This is a genomic window from Nostoc sp. (genome assembly GCF_036917375.1).
GTDB lineage: Bacteria > Cyanobacteriota > Cyanobacteriia > Cyanobacteriales > Nostocaceae > Nostoc.
Genome location: NZ_JBALDN010000076.1, coordinates 1 through 17,122, shown reverse-complemented (window position 1 = coordinate 17,122; position 17,122 = coordinate 1). Strand labels below are relative to the sequence as shown.

The window sequence follows — 17,122 nt, the reverse complement described above, 5'->3', positions numbered from 1 at the left end:
GGGGCATTGGGCGTTAAGAGTGCTGAGTGCTGAGTGCTGAGTGCTGAGTGCTGAGTTAGGAGTTAGGAGTTAGGAGTTTGGAATTAGGAGTTTTGTTTATCTCCTTGTCCCCTCATCTCCCCCTTACCCCCTGCCCCTCTGCTCCCCTGCCCCCTTGCTCCAATTGTGCAGTGGAAACTTCTATCTTCAAATCTCCGTCCCGTGTGATTGTAGAATAATCATTTGTTTATAATTTCTACCAGCATTCAGAATGTTACTTAATTTCTAGTCTCCCTTGGCTTGTGAGCCTTTATCTGAATATTTTCCAGATAATTGGGGAGTAACACCCATAAATCTTGCTAGATCGTTTGACAGTAATGGGAATTATTTACTCAGTGCATCGATGGCAGCAAAGAACAAACACTTATCAGTAAACAGCTATCAATTATCAGTTTTCTAGCTTTATTGGGAGTCAGAGTTCTCCACCTGTGAAGGTGGAAGGTTTCGCATGGGGATTTAAACTTAATTTGAAACCCGATCGATGATTTAAGTGTGTCTAAATACTGGCTTAAAAATCAAACAAGGGATTCAGAAGTCAAGTTTAGGTGGTGATGGTGTGATGATGATTTACCAATGAGTTGAGATATTGACGGCTCCCATGAATGTGAATTAGGAGAAAGGACTGTGAAATTACATTGGTTACTAGCCAGCACTATTGGAACTATCTTCATGCTATCGTCGCCAGCAATGGCAGCGAGACTTGAATCTTGGCGCTTTGATGCCAATCAAAACAGGCTGGAAATTAATACTGTGGGAGCAGTTCAACCCCAAGCACAACTAATTTTCAACCCAACTCGGCTGGTAATTGATTTGCCGGGAACTACATTTGGTCGTCCGCAGTTAACCCAACAGGTGGGTGGTGGAATTCGCTCAATCCGTGTTGGACAGTTTGATGTAGATACAACACGCATAGTTGTCGAACTTACTCCTGGTTACAGTTTAGACCCCAAACAGGTGAAATTTGTTGGTACAAGTGGCGATCGCTGGACGGTGCAATTACCGAAGCCAGAAGTCGAAAAAGTAGCTTCATCTCCTAGAAGTGCTTACAGTGTAGTTACCCCAGACTCCGAACGTCAATCTAATATTTCAAGGGTTGCTACTACTGCACGAGGGGCAACTCAAATTGAGAGCTTACAGGTAACAGGTGATGGGTTGTTCATTCGTACCAGTGGTGGTAATCCTCCGATTCAGGTAATTCGCAGCCGCGATCGCGCTACCATCTTCGTCGATATCTCTGGTGCATCTTTATCACCACGTCTGACGCAGCAGAGTAATATACCCGTTAATAAACATGGTATTAGCCGCGTCGAATTCACCTCATTGCAAACCCAACCTCCTGGTGTCCGCGTAACTTTGCGGGTAGATAAAAATAGCCCAGATTGGCGAGCAAGTAATAGTAACGATGGTGGTTTAATAGTTCTACCTAGTCGGGTTGTCAGATTGCCTGGAAGTAATAATTCGGACAATCAGTCAGATGCCGTTTCCTTTCCCAATAGAGCATCTACCAATAACTCACCAGCAACAATTGAGTCTGTGCAACTTGCGGATAATGGCAAACAACTGCTAATTAGAGGCAACCAACCTTTATCTGCTACGGGAACCTGGGATAGATCCTTAGGTATTTTCCGCGTCACAATTACCAATGCCAAGTTAGCTCCCAGAGTTATAGGGCCTACTTTTGCTCCCAATAGCCCCATTCTTCGGGTACGTCTGCAACCTCAAGCATCCAATACAGTGGTTGTTTTAGTTCAACCCGCAGGAGGAGTGCAACTTGGGCAACCCCAGCAAATCAGCGACCAGCTTTTGGCTTTACCAATACAAGGTTCTCGGCGAATTGTCTCCCTCCCCGGAAGGCCTCCCTTTGCTTTACCTGGGCTACCACCACCAAACCGCGGGCCATTCCCAGACCCAAACAATCCAAATCCTCAACCCTTTAGACAACCACAGCGCCGAGTTACCAATGGGCGAGTGGTAGTTATTATTGACCCCGGACATGGTGGTAAAGACTCAGGAGCGCTTGGCATTGGGGGGGCGCGCGAAAAAGATGTTATCTTGCCCATTGGTAAGAGGCTGGGCGAGATTTTGCAGCAACATGGCGTACAAGTGATTCTGACGCGGGATTCTGACTATTTTGTTACGCTTCCGGGACGCGTACAATTAGCAGAGCGAGCTAATGCTGATGTGTTTGTGAGCATCCACGCTAATTCCGCAGGTGCGAGTCGTCCCGATGTTAATGGCTTGGAAGTCTATTATTACGACAGCGGACTCGATCTAGCTCGCATTGTCCGTAGTAGCATTCTTCAAAGTATTAGTACTCTCAAAGACAGGGGAGTGCGGCGAGCCAGATTTTATGTCCTCAGAAAAAGTTCTATGCCCTCCATTCTTGTGGAAACAGGTTATATGACTGGTCGACAGGATATGGCTAGGCTCAGAACCTCAGCTTACCAAAATCAAATGGCAGAAGCGATCGCTCGTGGCGTTCTTCAGTATCTAAAGAGAAGATAAGTAATTTAGTCTAAATTTCTAAATTGTTGAGTAAGTACATCTAATCTTTACCATTTTTATCCAATTTAGTAGTAAAACAATTTAAGTATTCTTGCGGCGGAATAAGAGTAACTTCTTTGTTATTGTCATTTGATACTTTGCAATTCAACAAATTTTGGATTTTAGACTGTCCTACAGAACGCTATGCGTAGCTTGCTTCTTTGGAAGGTACGGCTACACTCAGTCGAATGATTTTGGATTTTGGATTTGTATCACCGACAACAGGTGGTAGTGTAGCAAGACCCTAGTCTGACAGAAAACTAAAATCGGGAATCTAAAATCTAAAATTGGCAGTCAAATTTATATAGGCTAATGGCATGGCAAAATCAGAGGAGCGTGCTATATTTTACGCCATTAGCTGTGTCTTAATAACAGCGCCAAACTCAAGTGTGCGCGGTGACGGTGTGAGGATTAGCCAATATGTTGAGATGTTGACGGCTCCCATAAATGTGAATCAGGAGAAAAGACTGTGAAATTACGCTGGTTACTATCCAGTACTATTGGAACCATCTTCATGCTATCGTCGCCGGCAATGGCCGCGAGACTTGAATCTTGGCGTTTTGATGCCAATCAAAACAAGCTGGAAATTAAAACTCAAGGGGATGTTCAACCCCAAGCACAATTAATTTTTAACCCGACTCGTCTAGTTATTGATTTACCAGGAACCTCATTTGGTCGTCCGCAGCTAACCCAACAAGTGGGCGGTGCAATTCGTTCTATTCGTGTTGGGCAGTTTGACGAACAAACAACGCGTATAGTGGTTGAACTGACTCCTGGTTATAGTTTAGACCCCAAAAGAGTGCAATTTGTGGGTACAAGTGGCGATCGCTGGATAGTGCAATTACCTACGCCACAAGCCGACAATGTACCCGCAAGAAACACTGAGGGGCAACCAGAACAAGCTATAGCTACAGATACTTCACCTAGAACATCTACACCAACATTCCCTCCAAGGAATATTTACAATGTGGTGACAAGCGGCTCTGTAAATCCACTGAATAACAGAATGGTTGTCGCCAAAGTTACTCAAATTGAGAATTTACAAGTCACTGGCGATGGTTTTTTTGTCCGTACCAATGGTGGTAATCCTCACATTCAGGTAAATCGTAGCAACGATCAAAAGGCAATTAACATCGATATTGCTGGCGCAACTCTATCACCAAGTTTAGAGCAGCGAGATTTGTCGATTAATCGCTATGGTGTCAGCCGTATCCAGTTCACCCAGCTGCAAACCAGTCCATCTGTTGTTCGCTTGACTTTACAAGTGGATGAAAATAGTCCAAATTGGCGAGCAACTACTAGCAGTGTTGGTGGTTTTGTGGTTCTACCCAGTCGTGGAGTTGCCCAACTGCCTGGAAGTAACAGTCCACGTCCCATACCACCAAGTAACACACCTGCTAACATTCAGTCTGTGCAACTGGCTAATAATGGTACACAACTGCTGATTCGAGCCGACCAAACTTTATCTGCTACAGGAGGCTGGGATAGAACTTCTGGGCTGTTCCGCATCACTATCAACAATGCTAAGTTAGCTCCCAAAGTCACGGGCCCGACTTTCAATCCTAATAGCCCGATTTTGCGAGTACGCCTGCAACCGCAAGAATCCAATACTGTCACCGTCTTGGTTCAACCAGCAGCTGGAGTGCAAATTGGGGAACTCAACCAGGTTGGCGACCAGCTTTTAGCTTTAGAATTACGACGTAGTAGCAGCATCACACCGCCCATTGCTTTACCTCCTCTGCCATTACCAGACCAAGGACAATTACCAAATTCCATAGATAATCCCCGTCCAATCTCCCAGCCACGACCACGCCCCTCAACTCCCAGAGGGAAATTGCTAGTAGTTATTGACCCAGGACATGGTGGAAAAGACTCAGGTGCCCCTGGTTTGGGAGGACTTTTAGAAAAGAATGTAATTCTGCCTATTGGGAAAAGGGTAGGAGCAATTTTAGAGCAAAATGGTGTACAAGCAGTACTAACGCGGGATGCCGACTTTTTCGTAGAACTTCAGGGACGGGTAGATATTGCCAAGCGGGTTAATGCGACTTTGTTTGTCAGCATTCATGCTAATTCCGTGGATAATCGCCCTGATGTCAATGGGTTAGAAGTATATTATTACGATAGTGGTTACAATTTGGCTGAAGTAGTTCGTAAAACCATTCTCCAGGACATCGGTACTATTAAAGACCGAGGAACCCGCAAAGCCAGATTCTATGTTCTTAGGAAAAGCTCCATGCCTTCGATTTTGGTAGAAACAGGCTATATGACTGGTTACGAGGATAATCCCAGATTGGGAACACCAGAATATCAAAATCGGATGGCAGAAGCGATCGCTCGTGGCATTCTAAAATATTTACAGCAGAGGTAATATAGTACAAATTACTAATTAAAGAGGTGGTATTTAAACTTCTTTTACGCGCAGAATTTAGTGGTCAATTTGGAGATTGTCTGCTAAATTCTGTATTTTAAATCCCAAAACCTAAATATATATCTGCCTGTGTATTCATCTTCCATTTTTGAAGGGAATCTTGACGATTTTTCCGAGCGAGAACCCCAACGTGCCCCAATTGGCATCTTTGATAGTGGTGTGGGTGGGCTAACAGTACTGCGACAAATATATCGACAACTCCCCAATGAATCAATTGTTTACTTTGGGGATACAGCTAGACTTCCTTACGGAATTCGTTCACAAGCAGAAATTTTACGATTTACACGTGAAATTATTACCTGGCTACAACAGCAGCAGGTAAAAATGGTAATTATGGCTTGCAACACCAGTTCTGCCCTAGCCCTAGAAACCGTGCGTCAAGAATTCAGCATACCCATTTTGGGAGTAATCCTACCGGGTGCGAAAGCTGCGGTGCAGCAAGGAAAGCGGATTGGTGTAATTGCCACTCCAGCTACAGCTAAAAGTAATGCTTATAAGCACGCTATTCTTGAAATTGCTCCTGATGTCCAAGTCTGGCAAGTTGGATGTCCAGAGTTTGTGCCACTGATTGAGCAAAACCGCATTCACGATCCTTATACTGCTGAAGTTGCACGAGGCTACCTAGAGCCTTTATTAGAGCAGGAAATTGACACCTTAGTTCACGGTTGTACTCATTATCCCCACCTTACACCAGTACTGCGATCGCTCCTCCCCTCTCAAGTCCAGTTGGTCGATCCAGCTGTTCATGTTGTGGCAGCTTGTGCCCAAGAACTAGACTTATTAGGCTTAAAAAATACTCACTTACCACTGCCAACTCGCTTCGCTGTTAGCGGTTGTCCGAAACAGTTTTCCCAATCAGGAGTGCAGTGGCTAGGCTATACCCCAATGGTTGAAGAGGTCTCTTTCACCGATATCGCTATTTCCCAACTCCAATAAAACTAATTAGTCCTTAGCTCTTAGTCCTTGAATCAAAACAAATGACCAAGGACTATTGCCTATTCCCTATTGCCTATTGACTATTGACTATTGACTATTGACTGCTTATGTTTTCCTTCACCAGATGAAGGGAAACTTCTATGAACAGTCTTTGTACCCGTTCGCTTCGCCAGTGCTAATAACAGGTAGACTGTGAACAAATATCCAGAGGCTAAAATAAAAATCATCATAGGTATATTTCCGTAAATCATTGTTCTACTAGCACCCTTCTAAACGAATATAAAATTCCATACAATTAGTAGAACCTCAGCCAAGCAAGTGCATTCTTGATGGCTGTAGTTTCCTATAGTAAAATTACCTATAGAGATGAAATCCTCTACGGACAAAGAATTTATGATTTAATGCGACTTCTAGCAGACCATAGATCCCACAGCAGTTAGCTTGCCGTTTAGCAATCTAAAACTACGATTCTCAGCGGTCTACTCGATCTGCTTTATTTTTGCTCAAACTGCTGTGAAAAGAGCAATGTTTGCGCTCAACGTGCGCTGATGACGTGTAGCGGCTTCCCATAGGGATATCACATAGCTCCAAACCAGGAGTTTCGCCTATCGTCGGAAAAATTAAAGAATTATTCCCTGAATCTAACCGACGAAGATTTATTTTAGACTCACAACACTAGCTCAGTAAAATCAACTAGTAGCTGACTTACTTTTTGGGTGTGAATATCTTACAAAATTTAAAATTCCTATATTTTAGCGTAACACAACGACCCGGAATTTTGAGCTTATTTGGCTGCTAAATTTCAAATTTTTTGAAGAGCTACACCTCAATCTGGACAAATTTAGCCTTACCGATTGGTGACAAATTTAAATTGCATTACTTTTGTCAATAAGTAATATTGCTTAAATTAGGTTTTGAACTGTGACATTAAAGATCAAACGAGCAACTACTTAACACAATTTCATCTAATATTTATTTTTGTGTACTGAGAATTCATGTTTTAAGTTACTTAAAATCTAAGTCCACACAAATTAAGCACAATTACTTATTGACAAATGCATTCACAACCTTAATTATCACCCATAGACTCATAAAAATGGGATTACCTGATGAAAACTTTGCGCTGGCACAGGGTTATCTTAAAATGAGTATAGGATATGTAAACTTTCGTAACCTAAGTCAGAGTCCGCCCATACATGACCCCAGCCACCTCCCTGTTTACCCCTGTGGAAGCAGACCTGCGACTACTAGCAGATAACCTAAAACAGCTAGTTGGAAATCGCCACCCCATTCTGTTTGCAGCAGCCGAACATTTATTCGGAGCTGGGGGAAAGCGTATCAGACCAGCAATTGTCCTGCTAATATCGCGGGCAACAATGTTAGAACAAGACATTACGCAGCGTCACCGCCGCCTTGCTGAGATTACAGAAATGATTCACACAGCAAGCTTAGTACATGATGATGTGGTAGATGAATCAGACGTGCGGCGAGGCGTTCCTACCGTTCATAGTTTGTTCGGGAACCGCATTGCCATCTTAGCAGGAGATTTTCTCTTTGCCCAATCATCCTGGTATTTAGCAAACTTGGACAATTTGGAGGTAGTGAAACTACTCTCAGAAGTCATTATGGATCTGGCTACTGGGGAGATTCAGCAGGGACTAAATCGTTTTGATGCTGGTATCTCTATTGAAACTTACATTGAAAAGAGTTACTACAAAACAGCTTCCTTAATCGCCAACAGTTCTAAAGCTGCTGGGTTACTCAGTGAAGTATCGCGAGAAACTGTTGAGCATCTATATAGCTACGGTCGTCATTTTGGTATAGCATTTCAAATTGTTGATGACATTTTAGATTTCACCAGTACAACAGATACCTTGGGTAAACCAGTGGGGTCGGATCTCAAAAGTGGTAATCTAACTGCACCCGTTTTATTTGCTTTGGCGGAAAAACCATCTTTGGAAGTGCTGATTGAACGAGAATTTGCTCAAGAAGGAGATTTAGAGCAAGCACTAGCACTGATTCAAGATAGTCAAGGTATACAGCAGGCGCGAGAGTTAGCTGCTCACCATGCTAAGTTGGCAATTGAACATCTTGCAGTTCTCCCATTCTCAGAATCCCACCAGGCACTGATTAACATAGCTGAGTACACACTGAGTCGCCTCTATTAAATCAGTTATCATTCTCAAGTAGAAAGTGGGGATTTAGATGTAGGTGTGTTGTGGCTTCCGTAACGTACCGAAAACCTGAAATGTTCTGTTGTGTTAAAGCGTTAACACACTAAAGCAGTTTTATGTTTAATTCAATCCACTTATTTAGCAGGTAGAAAGTGGGGTTTTATTTGGAAGTTCTTAGGGATTTCCAAAAAAGAAATTACTAGTACTTGTGGGGTGGATAGTATTCGACTGAGCGCTCACGCCGAAGTCTTGCTGCTTTTGGTTACTGGGCACTTCACAATAAAGAATGGGATATTTTTTTATGTGAAAGTTCTTAAGTATAAGACTCTGCTTCACTAGGAAACTAAAACTTGAAAACGGAAAAATGTTCACTGATAACTGTTTTTTAATCAATTTTAGGTTTCACCGGAAGTTGAGTTAGTCGCATGGTGTAACGGAAAGAAAAAATTTCTTTTTTTACTGATTTAGAAAACTTTTTTAAAGAAATTTGAGATTTAAAATGTTGGATGTGGGATTGTATCTAAAAAATCCCACATCCAAATTTTTTCTATGCAATATCAGGGGGTATAGGTTTAGGCGATCGCTGCTGTCTTAACTGTTTCTGCATAAGTTTTTCTAGTTCAGTTCGCCGAACTTCGACGGTATGAGTGGTCTTACCCGGCGTCTCCAAAAAAACGATACTATCTACGGGTTCTAATGCCACCAATTGGAACAAAATATGGGTGACAGGAGTAATTTTAGCTAGCATTTGAGGGTCAAGCCCAGCAGGGGAAATTAGAGAGACATCCTGTATGGTAGGGAAAGCGTAAATCACACGCTTTTCCAATCCTGGATTAGCACGATTGCTCAACGTAGTTAAAACCCAGCTTGCCTCTGAATTTTGGAGAATATAGTACTGGGAGTAGCGTAATTTTTGAGCGATCGCTCTAAGGGCAGGAGCAATTGCTGCAACAAGGTGTGGTGTCACACCATCGCGGGGTGCATTGTCAATCAGCAATTGAATTTGTGCTTCTAAATCCATAATGACTTGTATACGACTCCTGGGTAATGGCAATAACATCTATCAAGTGTGAACAATCCCATCAGAATTGGGAATAATAAAATCAGCCATATCCTAAATATAGGATTGGCCTGCGTTTAGCTTATACGTAAAACCAAACCAGCCAATACCCACAGTCGTACAGGTTGTATTTAAGTAAGTTAGGGTCTTTTGAAAACCGAGACTATGAATTCAGCCGCAACCGCAACTATTCCATCTGCAACTATTCTGGGAGAAAATTCTACAGGCGTGGAGGCGATCTTTCAACTCCTGTCCAAGGAGTTTCAGCAGTCAACTAAAGCTTCGGAACAGAATTGCCACGATGTAGCAAGACGTATTACCACTGAAGTCTACCGGATTTGTCATGAGAGTAAACGTATCCAAGCTTCTGGATCTGTAGAAAGCTCGGCGATGACCTTGGCTCGGCATCGGCTGCAACAGTGTCTCAGGTACTATCAGTTAGGTTCAAATCGGGGCAGGGTCGAATTACACAGTACTTTGAGTGCAATTATTTATCGATATATTAATCCTCCTCAGAAGCAATTAAGCTATCAAGGGCGGCTGACAATAATTGAAGATTTCCTCCAGAGTTTTTATCTAGAGGCGTTGAACGCTTTCCGGCGAGAAAATCAACTTGGTGCCACTTATCGCCCTCAGACGCTGTTAGAATTGTCCGAGTATATGGCATTTACCGAGCGCTACGGCAAGCGACGCATTCCCTTACCAGGCCGTCAGCAACAGCTAATTATCCTGCGGGCGCAAACTTTTTCCCAACAGCAGCCTCCAGAAACCAGCGTAGATATAGAACAAGCCGCAGAAGGTAGCAATAATGAAGGTGACGGTTCTTGGGAAGAACCAGCAATTCACCAATTGCGCTCTACAATGGCAACACAAGCCGAACCCGAACCTGAAGAAGACACCTTGCGTTCCGTTGTAGTTACGGAATTAATGAATTATCTCGAACAACGACAACAATCTGACTGTGCTGATTACTTTTCCCTTCGCCTCCAAGATTTATCAGCACAGGAAATTGAATCAGTTTTAGGTTTAACCCCTCGTCAGAGAGATTATTTGCAGCAGCGCTTTAAGTATCATTTGATTCGGTTTGCCCTGTTGCACCGTTGGGAATTAGTTCACGAGTGGCTGGAAGCTTCTTTGCACACAAATTTGGGCTTAACTCCCCAGCAATGGCAAGTATATACAGCACAGCTGGACAATAAGCAACGGTCTTTATTAGAGTTGAAGCAACAAGGACAAGCTGATGAAAAAATCGCAAAAACTTTAGGGCTGTCAATGGCACAACTGCAAAAACGATGGTTTAAGATTCTTGAGCAAGCTTGGGAAATTCGTAACTCATTAGTTTCCGGATCGGGTGCATCTACTCATGAATAGTGACTCAGAATCCTTACAACACCGGTGTCTCGATTGGTTATTGACAGATGATGTCAAAAATAACGAGCAATCGGTAGAATGTGAGGAAAATGACGGGGTAAAAAACCTCCTCAATGAAGCCACTGCTTCAAAAAGCAGCGAGCCAAAATTGGGAGGAACGCCCCAGACCTTTCAATTGGGAGAAATTCCTACTGTGCAAGATCGTTTTCAAGCTGTCCTTAAGAATCGGTTACAAATCCAAGCCCAAGAACACCCACCGTTGTTTCCTTGGGAAACACAATTAATCGAATATCCTGATTTTGTTGATGAGCCTTCAATGACACTCGTTCCTAGCTGGGGATGGATGGTACAACAGTCTAAGTTGACCTTGCCGACTCGCTTGCCGGAAAGAGTTTTCCAGCAATTGCTAGAACAATGTCAGGCTTTAGTGACATCTTCAGTACCGTTGGGGGCAAAATTAGTTCAAGTGGTGGAGAACTTTTTTCCCAATGAGTCTCAAGCACTAAATGATATAGCTGGATTGGTGCTAAGAAGCACCTATCGGTCTGCAAGTACTTTGGAGACAATGCCCGCTATTCAGAGCGATTACTCAGATTTACAACCGCGTCAACAGATGGCTTTGTCGTTGCTAGCAGCTAAACAACTGCTGGAAAATTTGACTCTACCAGTTTCAGCAACCAGTCCGGTGGTAGAAAGACAATGGCTAACCAGTGTTGGTGCTTTGAACATCAGAGTAGAATACCAGTCTCTAGGTAAACTTACGAAGTTGCTTGTTCAAGCTGAGTTACCTGTTAAAGGAACTTTGACGCTGCGGGGAAGTGGCACTTTAGCAATGACAACATCTTCGACTTCGGGATACTTAAATGTAGAGTTAGGCTGCGAGCAACTTAACCCAATTTATACCCTGGAAGTTGAATTTCCAGAAATAGACGAACAGTCGTTGTTGTTTGTGATTAATCCCACAATTTAGGTTAAATTTCCACCGCTAGCACACTACGTCAATCAACGCCGATATATATTAAGAGGATTTTCCTGGTTTTGAAGCTTATCCTATTTTTCAATAAACGGTCATTAGGGTGTCTACGAGAAGCAGTTATTACAAAGACACAGGGACATGGGAATATGGGGACATGGAGATATTGAGAAAGTATTTGATTATTTCTCAATTCACCGCGTCACCCATTTCTCGTGTATCTCCATCTCTACCACCTATCCATAATTAATTTTTTTTGACACAGTACTAGGGTAGGCAATTACGTTCCCCGCATTGTGTTTTTTGCATCTACATCATTGCTTCTACTAGACTCAAATGTTTAACTTATCCAGGATGAATCGGTTTTGGCGTATCCCTGTAGGTAATTTCTGGCGGCAAAATCCGCAGGGGTCGCCTTTGATTGAAGTGGAAGATTCAATTTTTTTGCGGGTGCTGGTGCTAGCGTTGGTTATTTTGGGAATTGTGGCGACAGATATTGCCGCCGAAACTTCATTCAGTTTTTGGGCGTTACCCCTGAGTGTTGTGGGTGCAATTTGGAGTTATTATCGTCGCCGCGATCGCAATGTCGCGGTTCAATTCTGCATCGCCATCGGCATGTTAGTAGCACTAGGTGCTTTCTTTGGGCGATTAGCGGGAGAGTTAAATGATACGCGGTTGGGTTTGGCAGAGTTATTAATTCAACTCCAGGTGTTACACAGCTTTGATACACCACGCCGGAAAAATTTGGGCTATTCGATTGTTATCGGATTGATTTTATTGGGTGTAGCGGCAACCTTAAGTCAGACTTTAGCATTTGCACCTGTGTTGCTGTTATTTTTGGCGATCGCTCTGCCAACTTTAGTACTAGACTACCGCTCGCGCTTGGGTTTGCAGCCATTAAAAACTCAAAAGGAAAAATTCAATCAGAAGAATTCCTCAAGTCTTAATTTTAAATTTTTAATTCTAACTTTTTTACTAATTGTCGGTCTGGGGCTGGCAATTTTTGCTGTTTTACCCAGATTTCCTGGTTATCAATTACGGAATTTTCCTGTAAGTTCTGCTATTCAAGTAAAAAATAATTTTACAGGTCGTAGTATCATTAATCCCGGTTATGTCCGTCAAGGTAAAGGTGAGAATCAAGGCAATGGTAGCGGTGGTACGGGACAAAATAAAACAGGTGAACCAGGTAAAGTAGATAATAATTTTTATTACGGTTTTAATAGCCAAATGAATCAAAACCTGCGGGGCGAGATGAAACCCAAGGTTGTCATGCGGGTGCGATCGCAAGCTGAGGGTTTTTGGCGAGTATTAGCATTCGATCGCTATACAGGTAAGGGCTGGGAAGTTTCTCGCAATGAAAATGTTACGACTATCAGGCGATCGCCTTGGTCTTACCAAATTTTTATTCCCCCATCTGTACTCACTGCTAAAACCCAAGAGGTAGTACAAACTTATACAGTGGTGTCGGATTTGCCTAACCTCATTCCAGCGATGGCTAATGCCAAGGAAGTCTATTTTCCAGCACCAGTGATCGCTATTGATAAAGAAGACGGATTGCGATCGCCTGTAGAATTATCAGAAGGTTTCACCTACACAGTAGTTTCCGAAGTACCGTACCGCGATCGCACTAAATTAGGTGAAGCTTCTACTAAATATCCGCAACAAATTACAAAGCATTATTTGCAAATTCCTCCCGAAATTGCTGAAAAAGTCCGGCAACGTACCGAAGAAATCCTCGCTAACTACAATCAAGAAAAAGTCGCAAAGTCTGCTAAAAGCCTAGATTCACCCTATGAGAAGGCTCTCTACTTAGCTCAATATTTAAAGCAACGCTACTCTGTTCCTCAAAATCCTTTAGAACTACCTTATTTGAGTGAAAAAGAAGACTTGGTAGAAACTTTTTTGTTTAAGCAAAAAGGAGGCTATCCAGACCATTTCTCTACAGTTCTCACGGTGATGCTACGTTCCATAGGCATCCCAGCGCGGTTGGTAGCAGGGTTTAGTTCAGGAGAATTTAATCCATTTACAGGGCTGTATGTTGTCCGTAATACTGACGCTTATGCGATGACGGAAGTATATTTTCCTAAATATGGTTGGTTTGCCTTTGACCCTATTCCCAATCATCCTCTGATACCACCTTCAATAGAAGACACTCAGACTTTTAGTGTCTTGCGCCAATTGTGGCATTGGGTTGCTGGCTGGCTACCTTCTCCGCTGACAGGTTTGTTGAATAATATTTTTGAGACAATATTTAAGTGGGTGATTAGAGCGATCGCTTGGTTTTTAGCTTTATTCTCTCAAGGTTGGTTCGGCGTGTTAATTGGCTTAACCTTGTCAACTACAGCAGCTTTCTTTGCTTGGCTGGGTTGGGGTCAGTGGCGAAAGTGGCGCAACCGTCAATGGTTAAAGAAATTGCCAGCAATGGAAAGCCTTTATCAACAAATGCTGCAATGGACAACCCAAAAAGGTTTAGGCAAACATCCAGCACAAACACCTTTAGAGTATGCCAGAGTCTCATACGAGCATCATGCTCTAGCAACTGCTGAGGTAATAGATGAAATTTGTCAAGCTTATGTTGGTTGGCGCTATGGCGGTCATACACCTAACTTGCAGCAACTACGACAAAGATGGCAAGGTTTGAAAAAAGCTGCTAAGTGATTCAAAATATTGTTTATTTGTATTGAGGTGTACTCTCACATTTTGAATATGTCCATCTATAGGACTTATGAAAACGATAGCCTCAACCCTGATTGTCAGGTAGTGGCAATTCATTAATTGCCCTACAGCGTGTAATTTTGAGTAAGTCCTGTATCTAGAGTCATCGGTAGAAATCATCAATTGGCGACTGTTGGATATGTAGCCCTCCAGTGTGCGGTTCCTGCACATAGGTTTTTGGTGGTCGAGGAAGTCTGTCGATACAGATTTGTGAACAAGCATTAACAAGAAGGGGCAAAACATCCGTAGCCACCTGAAGAGAGATCCATGCTTGATGTAAATTTGGAGCAATGACAGGAGCATTACAAACACTACATTTTGTAGGGAAACCTGCCTCCACAGTTTTTCCCACCGGAAGCTTGGGAAATGGTAAGCGAAACTTGTAATTTCCGTAAAGAGTACGAGTACTAACAGTACTATCCTTTAGTTTTTTGCAACGAGTAATTTCATAGGGAAACCAATGTAATCGATAGGATGTGTAGGGAGTAAACGTTTCTAAATTCGTCATCTCACCGATTTCTGGAGGTATGCGAACAAGATTGCTCCCGTACAGCATCAAGTGCTTAACAAATTTTAGTTTCGATATTGTTGGAGGAAGTGTGATAATCTGGCTCCAGTCATCCAAACCTATTTCACGTCCGGGGGCAAATTCTTCTCGCTCATCTGCGGATGCAACCTCCACAAGCTCTAATAATCGCTTCCATGCATCGCACTCAATATCTTGCTGCTCTTGATGCAGCTTTATTTCAGACAATTTCTTGCCTAAGTAGTAAGCTTGGAAACACTTGCATGAAGGGCGGTTATTCATGTGTTCCTTTAGAGGACATAAAGCCTAGATATTTATGATATAACCAACATTGAACTCAATCTCGCATCTGCATCAAATTCCTTGAAGAGTAGCGAAGCAAACCTTAGTAAAACACACCTGCACCAACCAACAGCACAGTAGTTGACCCAGCCACTGCTAGCACAGCATGAATCAATGATAGCGATCGCAATGCCTCAATCGGCAAATAAGTTACAAATCCAACTGGAATCAATGTGTACAGCAGCAGTTTCACGGTTCCCTCAAACAAAGTCGCTGGATAGGTACTGAAGGTAAGCATGGCATTTCGCCACTGTTGTGTCAGTCCTTCAAAATTGCCTAGATAAAAGCTGAGGCTATCTGTCAAAATATTAAAGCCTACAAAGAACATCGCCACTGCAATTGTCAACCCAGTGAACAAAGCCAAATGCACCGCATCAGGCTTGACAAAAAACAAAAAACAAATAAATTCTATATCCAAAAAGCAATTCTTCTAAATGTGCATCTCGATAAATCTAGCTATTGCTAGATGCTGAAATTCTCTCAAAGGCTATAATTTACATCTGTTGCACCGAGAGATTAACTTGTGGATGCCATATTAGAACGATCGCACGAATTAAAACAAGCCTTAGTTGATTTTGTCCTTGATGCTGAAGGCGAACTGGCACAAGCGCTGGAAACTTATGCAGCAGAACAGTTGCGCCGTGGAAGTGGGGATAATACGCAGCAAGACTTAACCATCGATAGCTTTTTGACAGCCGGGAAAGTCGGTGATAAGTCTCCATTAGAGTTGTTTATCGAAAGCCATCCAGATTTAGCAGAAAGCGATCGCAGCCTGATAAACACTTGGCATCATACTTTTATTGGCTTATTTGCCATCGCTAATATTTTACCTGATGGCTTTGAATTGACGAACTGGTTGACAGATAAACGCTACATCGTCAAGCCAAACAATACTCAAACATTACAGGCAATATCTCGGTTAAAAGTCGGAGAAATCTTGCTAACTCGCATTTCTCCCGTTACCGATAGCTACTGGATGTTTTCTGGCCCCTACACAATAATGGGTAAATTAGGTAAACCAAAACTTGCCGTAGCAATTGGTAATTTTAAAGAAAACTATAAAAGTAATCTTTACAGCGATGCTCCAGACTTGCTAGAAGAAGCTTGGCAGTCAGTAGAACAATATCATCAGCAGTTTGTGGACTTTTTTGGCACTGATGAAATCACACTACCTGGATATCAGCTTAATAAAAAAATAGCGGAATTTCAGGAAGTAATTACTGAAAAAACCTTTGCAGCCGCAGGAATTGATACTTCTAAATCTCTTGCTGAAGTGGCAGAAGCCGCTGGCATTGGCGACGAAGAAATCAAAGCAGCAGCACAAGAATTTGGTGCTGATTCCAACGTAGTCTCTGAGATGTTTAACAGCAAAAGCAGTAAGAGCAAAATGGTGATGCCAAAGGTTGATTTACCTGCTGAACTCAAGAAAGCAGAACAGGTAACGGCTCTCTCTCATCCCCGTTGGGGACAAATGTTTTTACCGACCTATAGTAAAATACAAGCAATCTTATCAGCAGAGGACTGGCAAAGTGTTCAAGGGGCGGAAAAACTAGTTCGCTATTACCTCGAAGATAAAAGTATTAATGCTTTTATTTGGCATCGATTAGCACAACAGTATCCAACTCAATTAGAAAATGTGTTGCAAACATTTTTGCAACGTCCAGAGTTTAGGCTTGAAAGTGACTTGGATACACTTTTGCAAGAATTCCACAAACCAATTGAGCCAGAGTTGCCAGACATTGCCAGTGTACCCATACATTTGCATAACTTATTTCAGGAAGCTTTAGGAGAAGTTAACAAATCTAAGCCCAAGGGTAAAGGGCAACAAAAGCCCGCAAAGGGTTTTCAACGAGGTTAATAAAATATTTTACCCTAACCACTTAGGGTTATATGGTTTCCTTTCTTGAAGTAACTTATAGCAATACTCCGGACAATTTTTAGTTGAGGGAATAGACAAGAAAGCTATCGAGCCATTAAGGTGCTGATTAGAAAAAACTTGCACCGACTCGATAGC

11 protein-coding genes are annotated in these 17,122 nt (G+C 42.6%); 8 read left to right on the top strand and 3 right to left on the bottom strand.

Annotation, left to right across the window (positions count from 1 at the left end):
* Window positions 1–663 precede the first annotated feature (663 nt).
* The 4 genes from V7K45_RS19470 to sds all read left to right on the top strand — a co-directional run bounded on the left by V7K45_RS19470 (window position 664) and on the right by sds (window position 8,115).
* Entirely contained in the window at window positions 664–2,544 is a 1,881-nt protein-coding gene (locus tag V7K45_RS19470; RefSeq protein WP_335006255.1) for an N-acetylmuramoyl-L-alanine amidase, read from the top strand.
* A 508-nt stretch (window positions 2,545–3,052) separates the two neighbouring features.
* A complete protein-coding gene (locus V7K45_RS19465; protein ID WP_335006253.1) occupies window positions 3,053–4,951 on the top strand; it encodes an N-acetylmuramoyl-L-alanine amidase in 1,899 nt (632 codons plus the stop codon).
* Window positions 4,952–5,080: 129 nt separating this feature from the next.
* Entirely contained in the window at window positions 5,081–5,947 is an 867-nt protein-coding gene (murI, locus tag V7K45_RS19460) for a glutamate racemase (protein ID WP_335006251.1), read from the top strand.
* Window positions 5,948–7,143: 1,196 nt separating this feature from the next.
* On the top strand, window positions 7,144–8,115 hold the full coding sequence (sds, locus tag V7K45_RS19455) for a solanesyl diphosphate synthase (protein ID WP_322693619.1): 972 nt from the start codon (window positions 7,144–7,146) through the stop codon (window positions 8,113–8,115).
* Window positions 8,116–8,668: 553 nt separating this feature from the next.
* On the opposite strand, the gene V7K45_RS19450 is transcribed toward sds, so the two are convergent.
* The gene (locus tag V7K45_RS19450; protein ID WP_335006247.1) at window positions 8,669–9,142 is read right to left on the bottom strand and encodes a hypothetical protein; all 474 of its coding nucleotides are present in this window, start codon (window positions 9,140–9,142) and stop codon (window positions 8,669–8,671) included.
* A gap of 204 nt (window positions 9,143–9,346) precedes the next feature.
* Here V7K45_RS19450 and hetZ point away from each other — a divergent pair, with 204 nt between their 5' ends.
* The 3 genes from hetZ to V7K45_RS19435 all read left to right on the top strand — a co-directional run bounded on the left by hetZ (window position 9,347) and on the right by V7K45_RS19435 (window position 14,183).
* Window positions 9,347–10,552, top strand: coding sequence for a heterocyst differentiation protein HetZ (hetZ, locus tag V7K45_RS19445; RefSeq protein WP_094352496.1), 1,206 nt, complete (start codon window positions 9,347–9,349; stop codon window positions 10,550–10,552).
* On the top strand, window positions 10,545–11,522 hold the full coding sequence (locus V7K45_RS19440) for a PatU (RefSeq protein WP_335006245.1): 978 nt from the start codon (window positions 10,545–10,547) through the stop codon (window positions 11,520–11,522). The genes hetZ and V7K45_RS19440 overlap by 8 nt, the downstream gene beginning before the upstream one ends.
* A gap of 339 nt (window positions 11,523–11,861) precedes the next feature.
* A complete protein-coding gene (locus tag V7K45_RS19435) occupies window positions 11,862–14,183 on the top strand; it encodes a transglutaminase TgpA family protein (RefSeq protein ID WP_442942013.1) in 2,322 nt (773 codons plus the stop codon).
* 160 nt (window positions 14,184–14,343) lie between these two features.
* Here the strand turns inward: V7K45_RS19435 and V7K45_RS19430 are convergent, their stop codons facing one another.
* Together V7K45_RS19430 and V7K45_RS19425 are read right to left on the bottom strand one after the other, a co-directional pair.
* Entirely contained in the window at window positions 14,344–15,048 is a 705-nt protein-coding gene (locus V7K45_RS19430) for a hypothetical protein (RefSeq protein WP_335006243.1), read from the bottom strand.
* 103 nt (window positions 15,049–15,151) lie between these two features.
* Window positions 15,152–15,526 carry an ABC-2 family transporter protein gene (locus V7K45_RS19425; RefSeq protein WP_335006241.1) on the bottom strand — a complete coding sequence of 125 codons (375 nt, stop codon included), beginning with the start codon at window positions 15,524–15,526 and terminating at the stop codon, window positions 15,152–15,154.
* Window positions 15,527–15,631: 105 nt separating this feature from the next.
* Here V7K45_RS19425 and V7K45_RS19420 point away from each other — a divergent pair, with 105 nt between their 5' ends.
* Complete coding sequence (locus V7K45_RS19420; RefSeq protein ID WP_335006239.1) at window positions 15,632–16,966, top strand: hypothetical protein; 1,335 nt, start codon at window positions 15,632–15,634, stop codon at window positions 16,964–16,966.
* The last annotated feature ends 156 nt before the right edge of the window (window positions 16,967–17,122 follow it).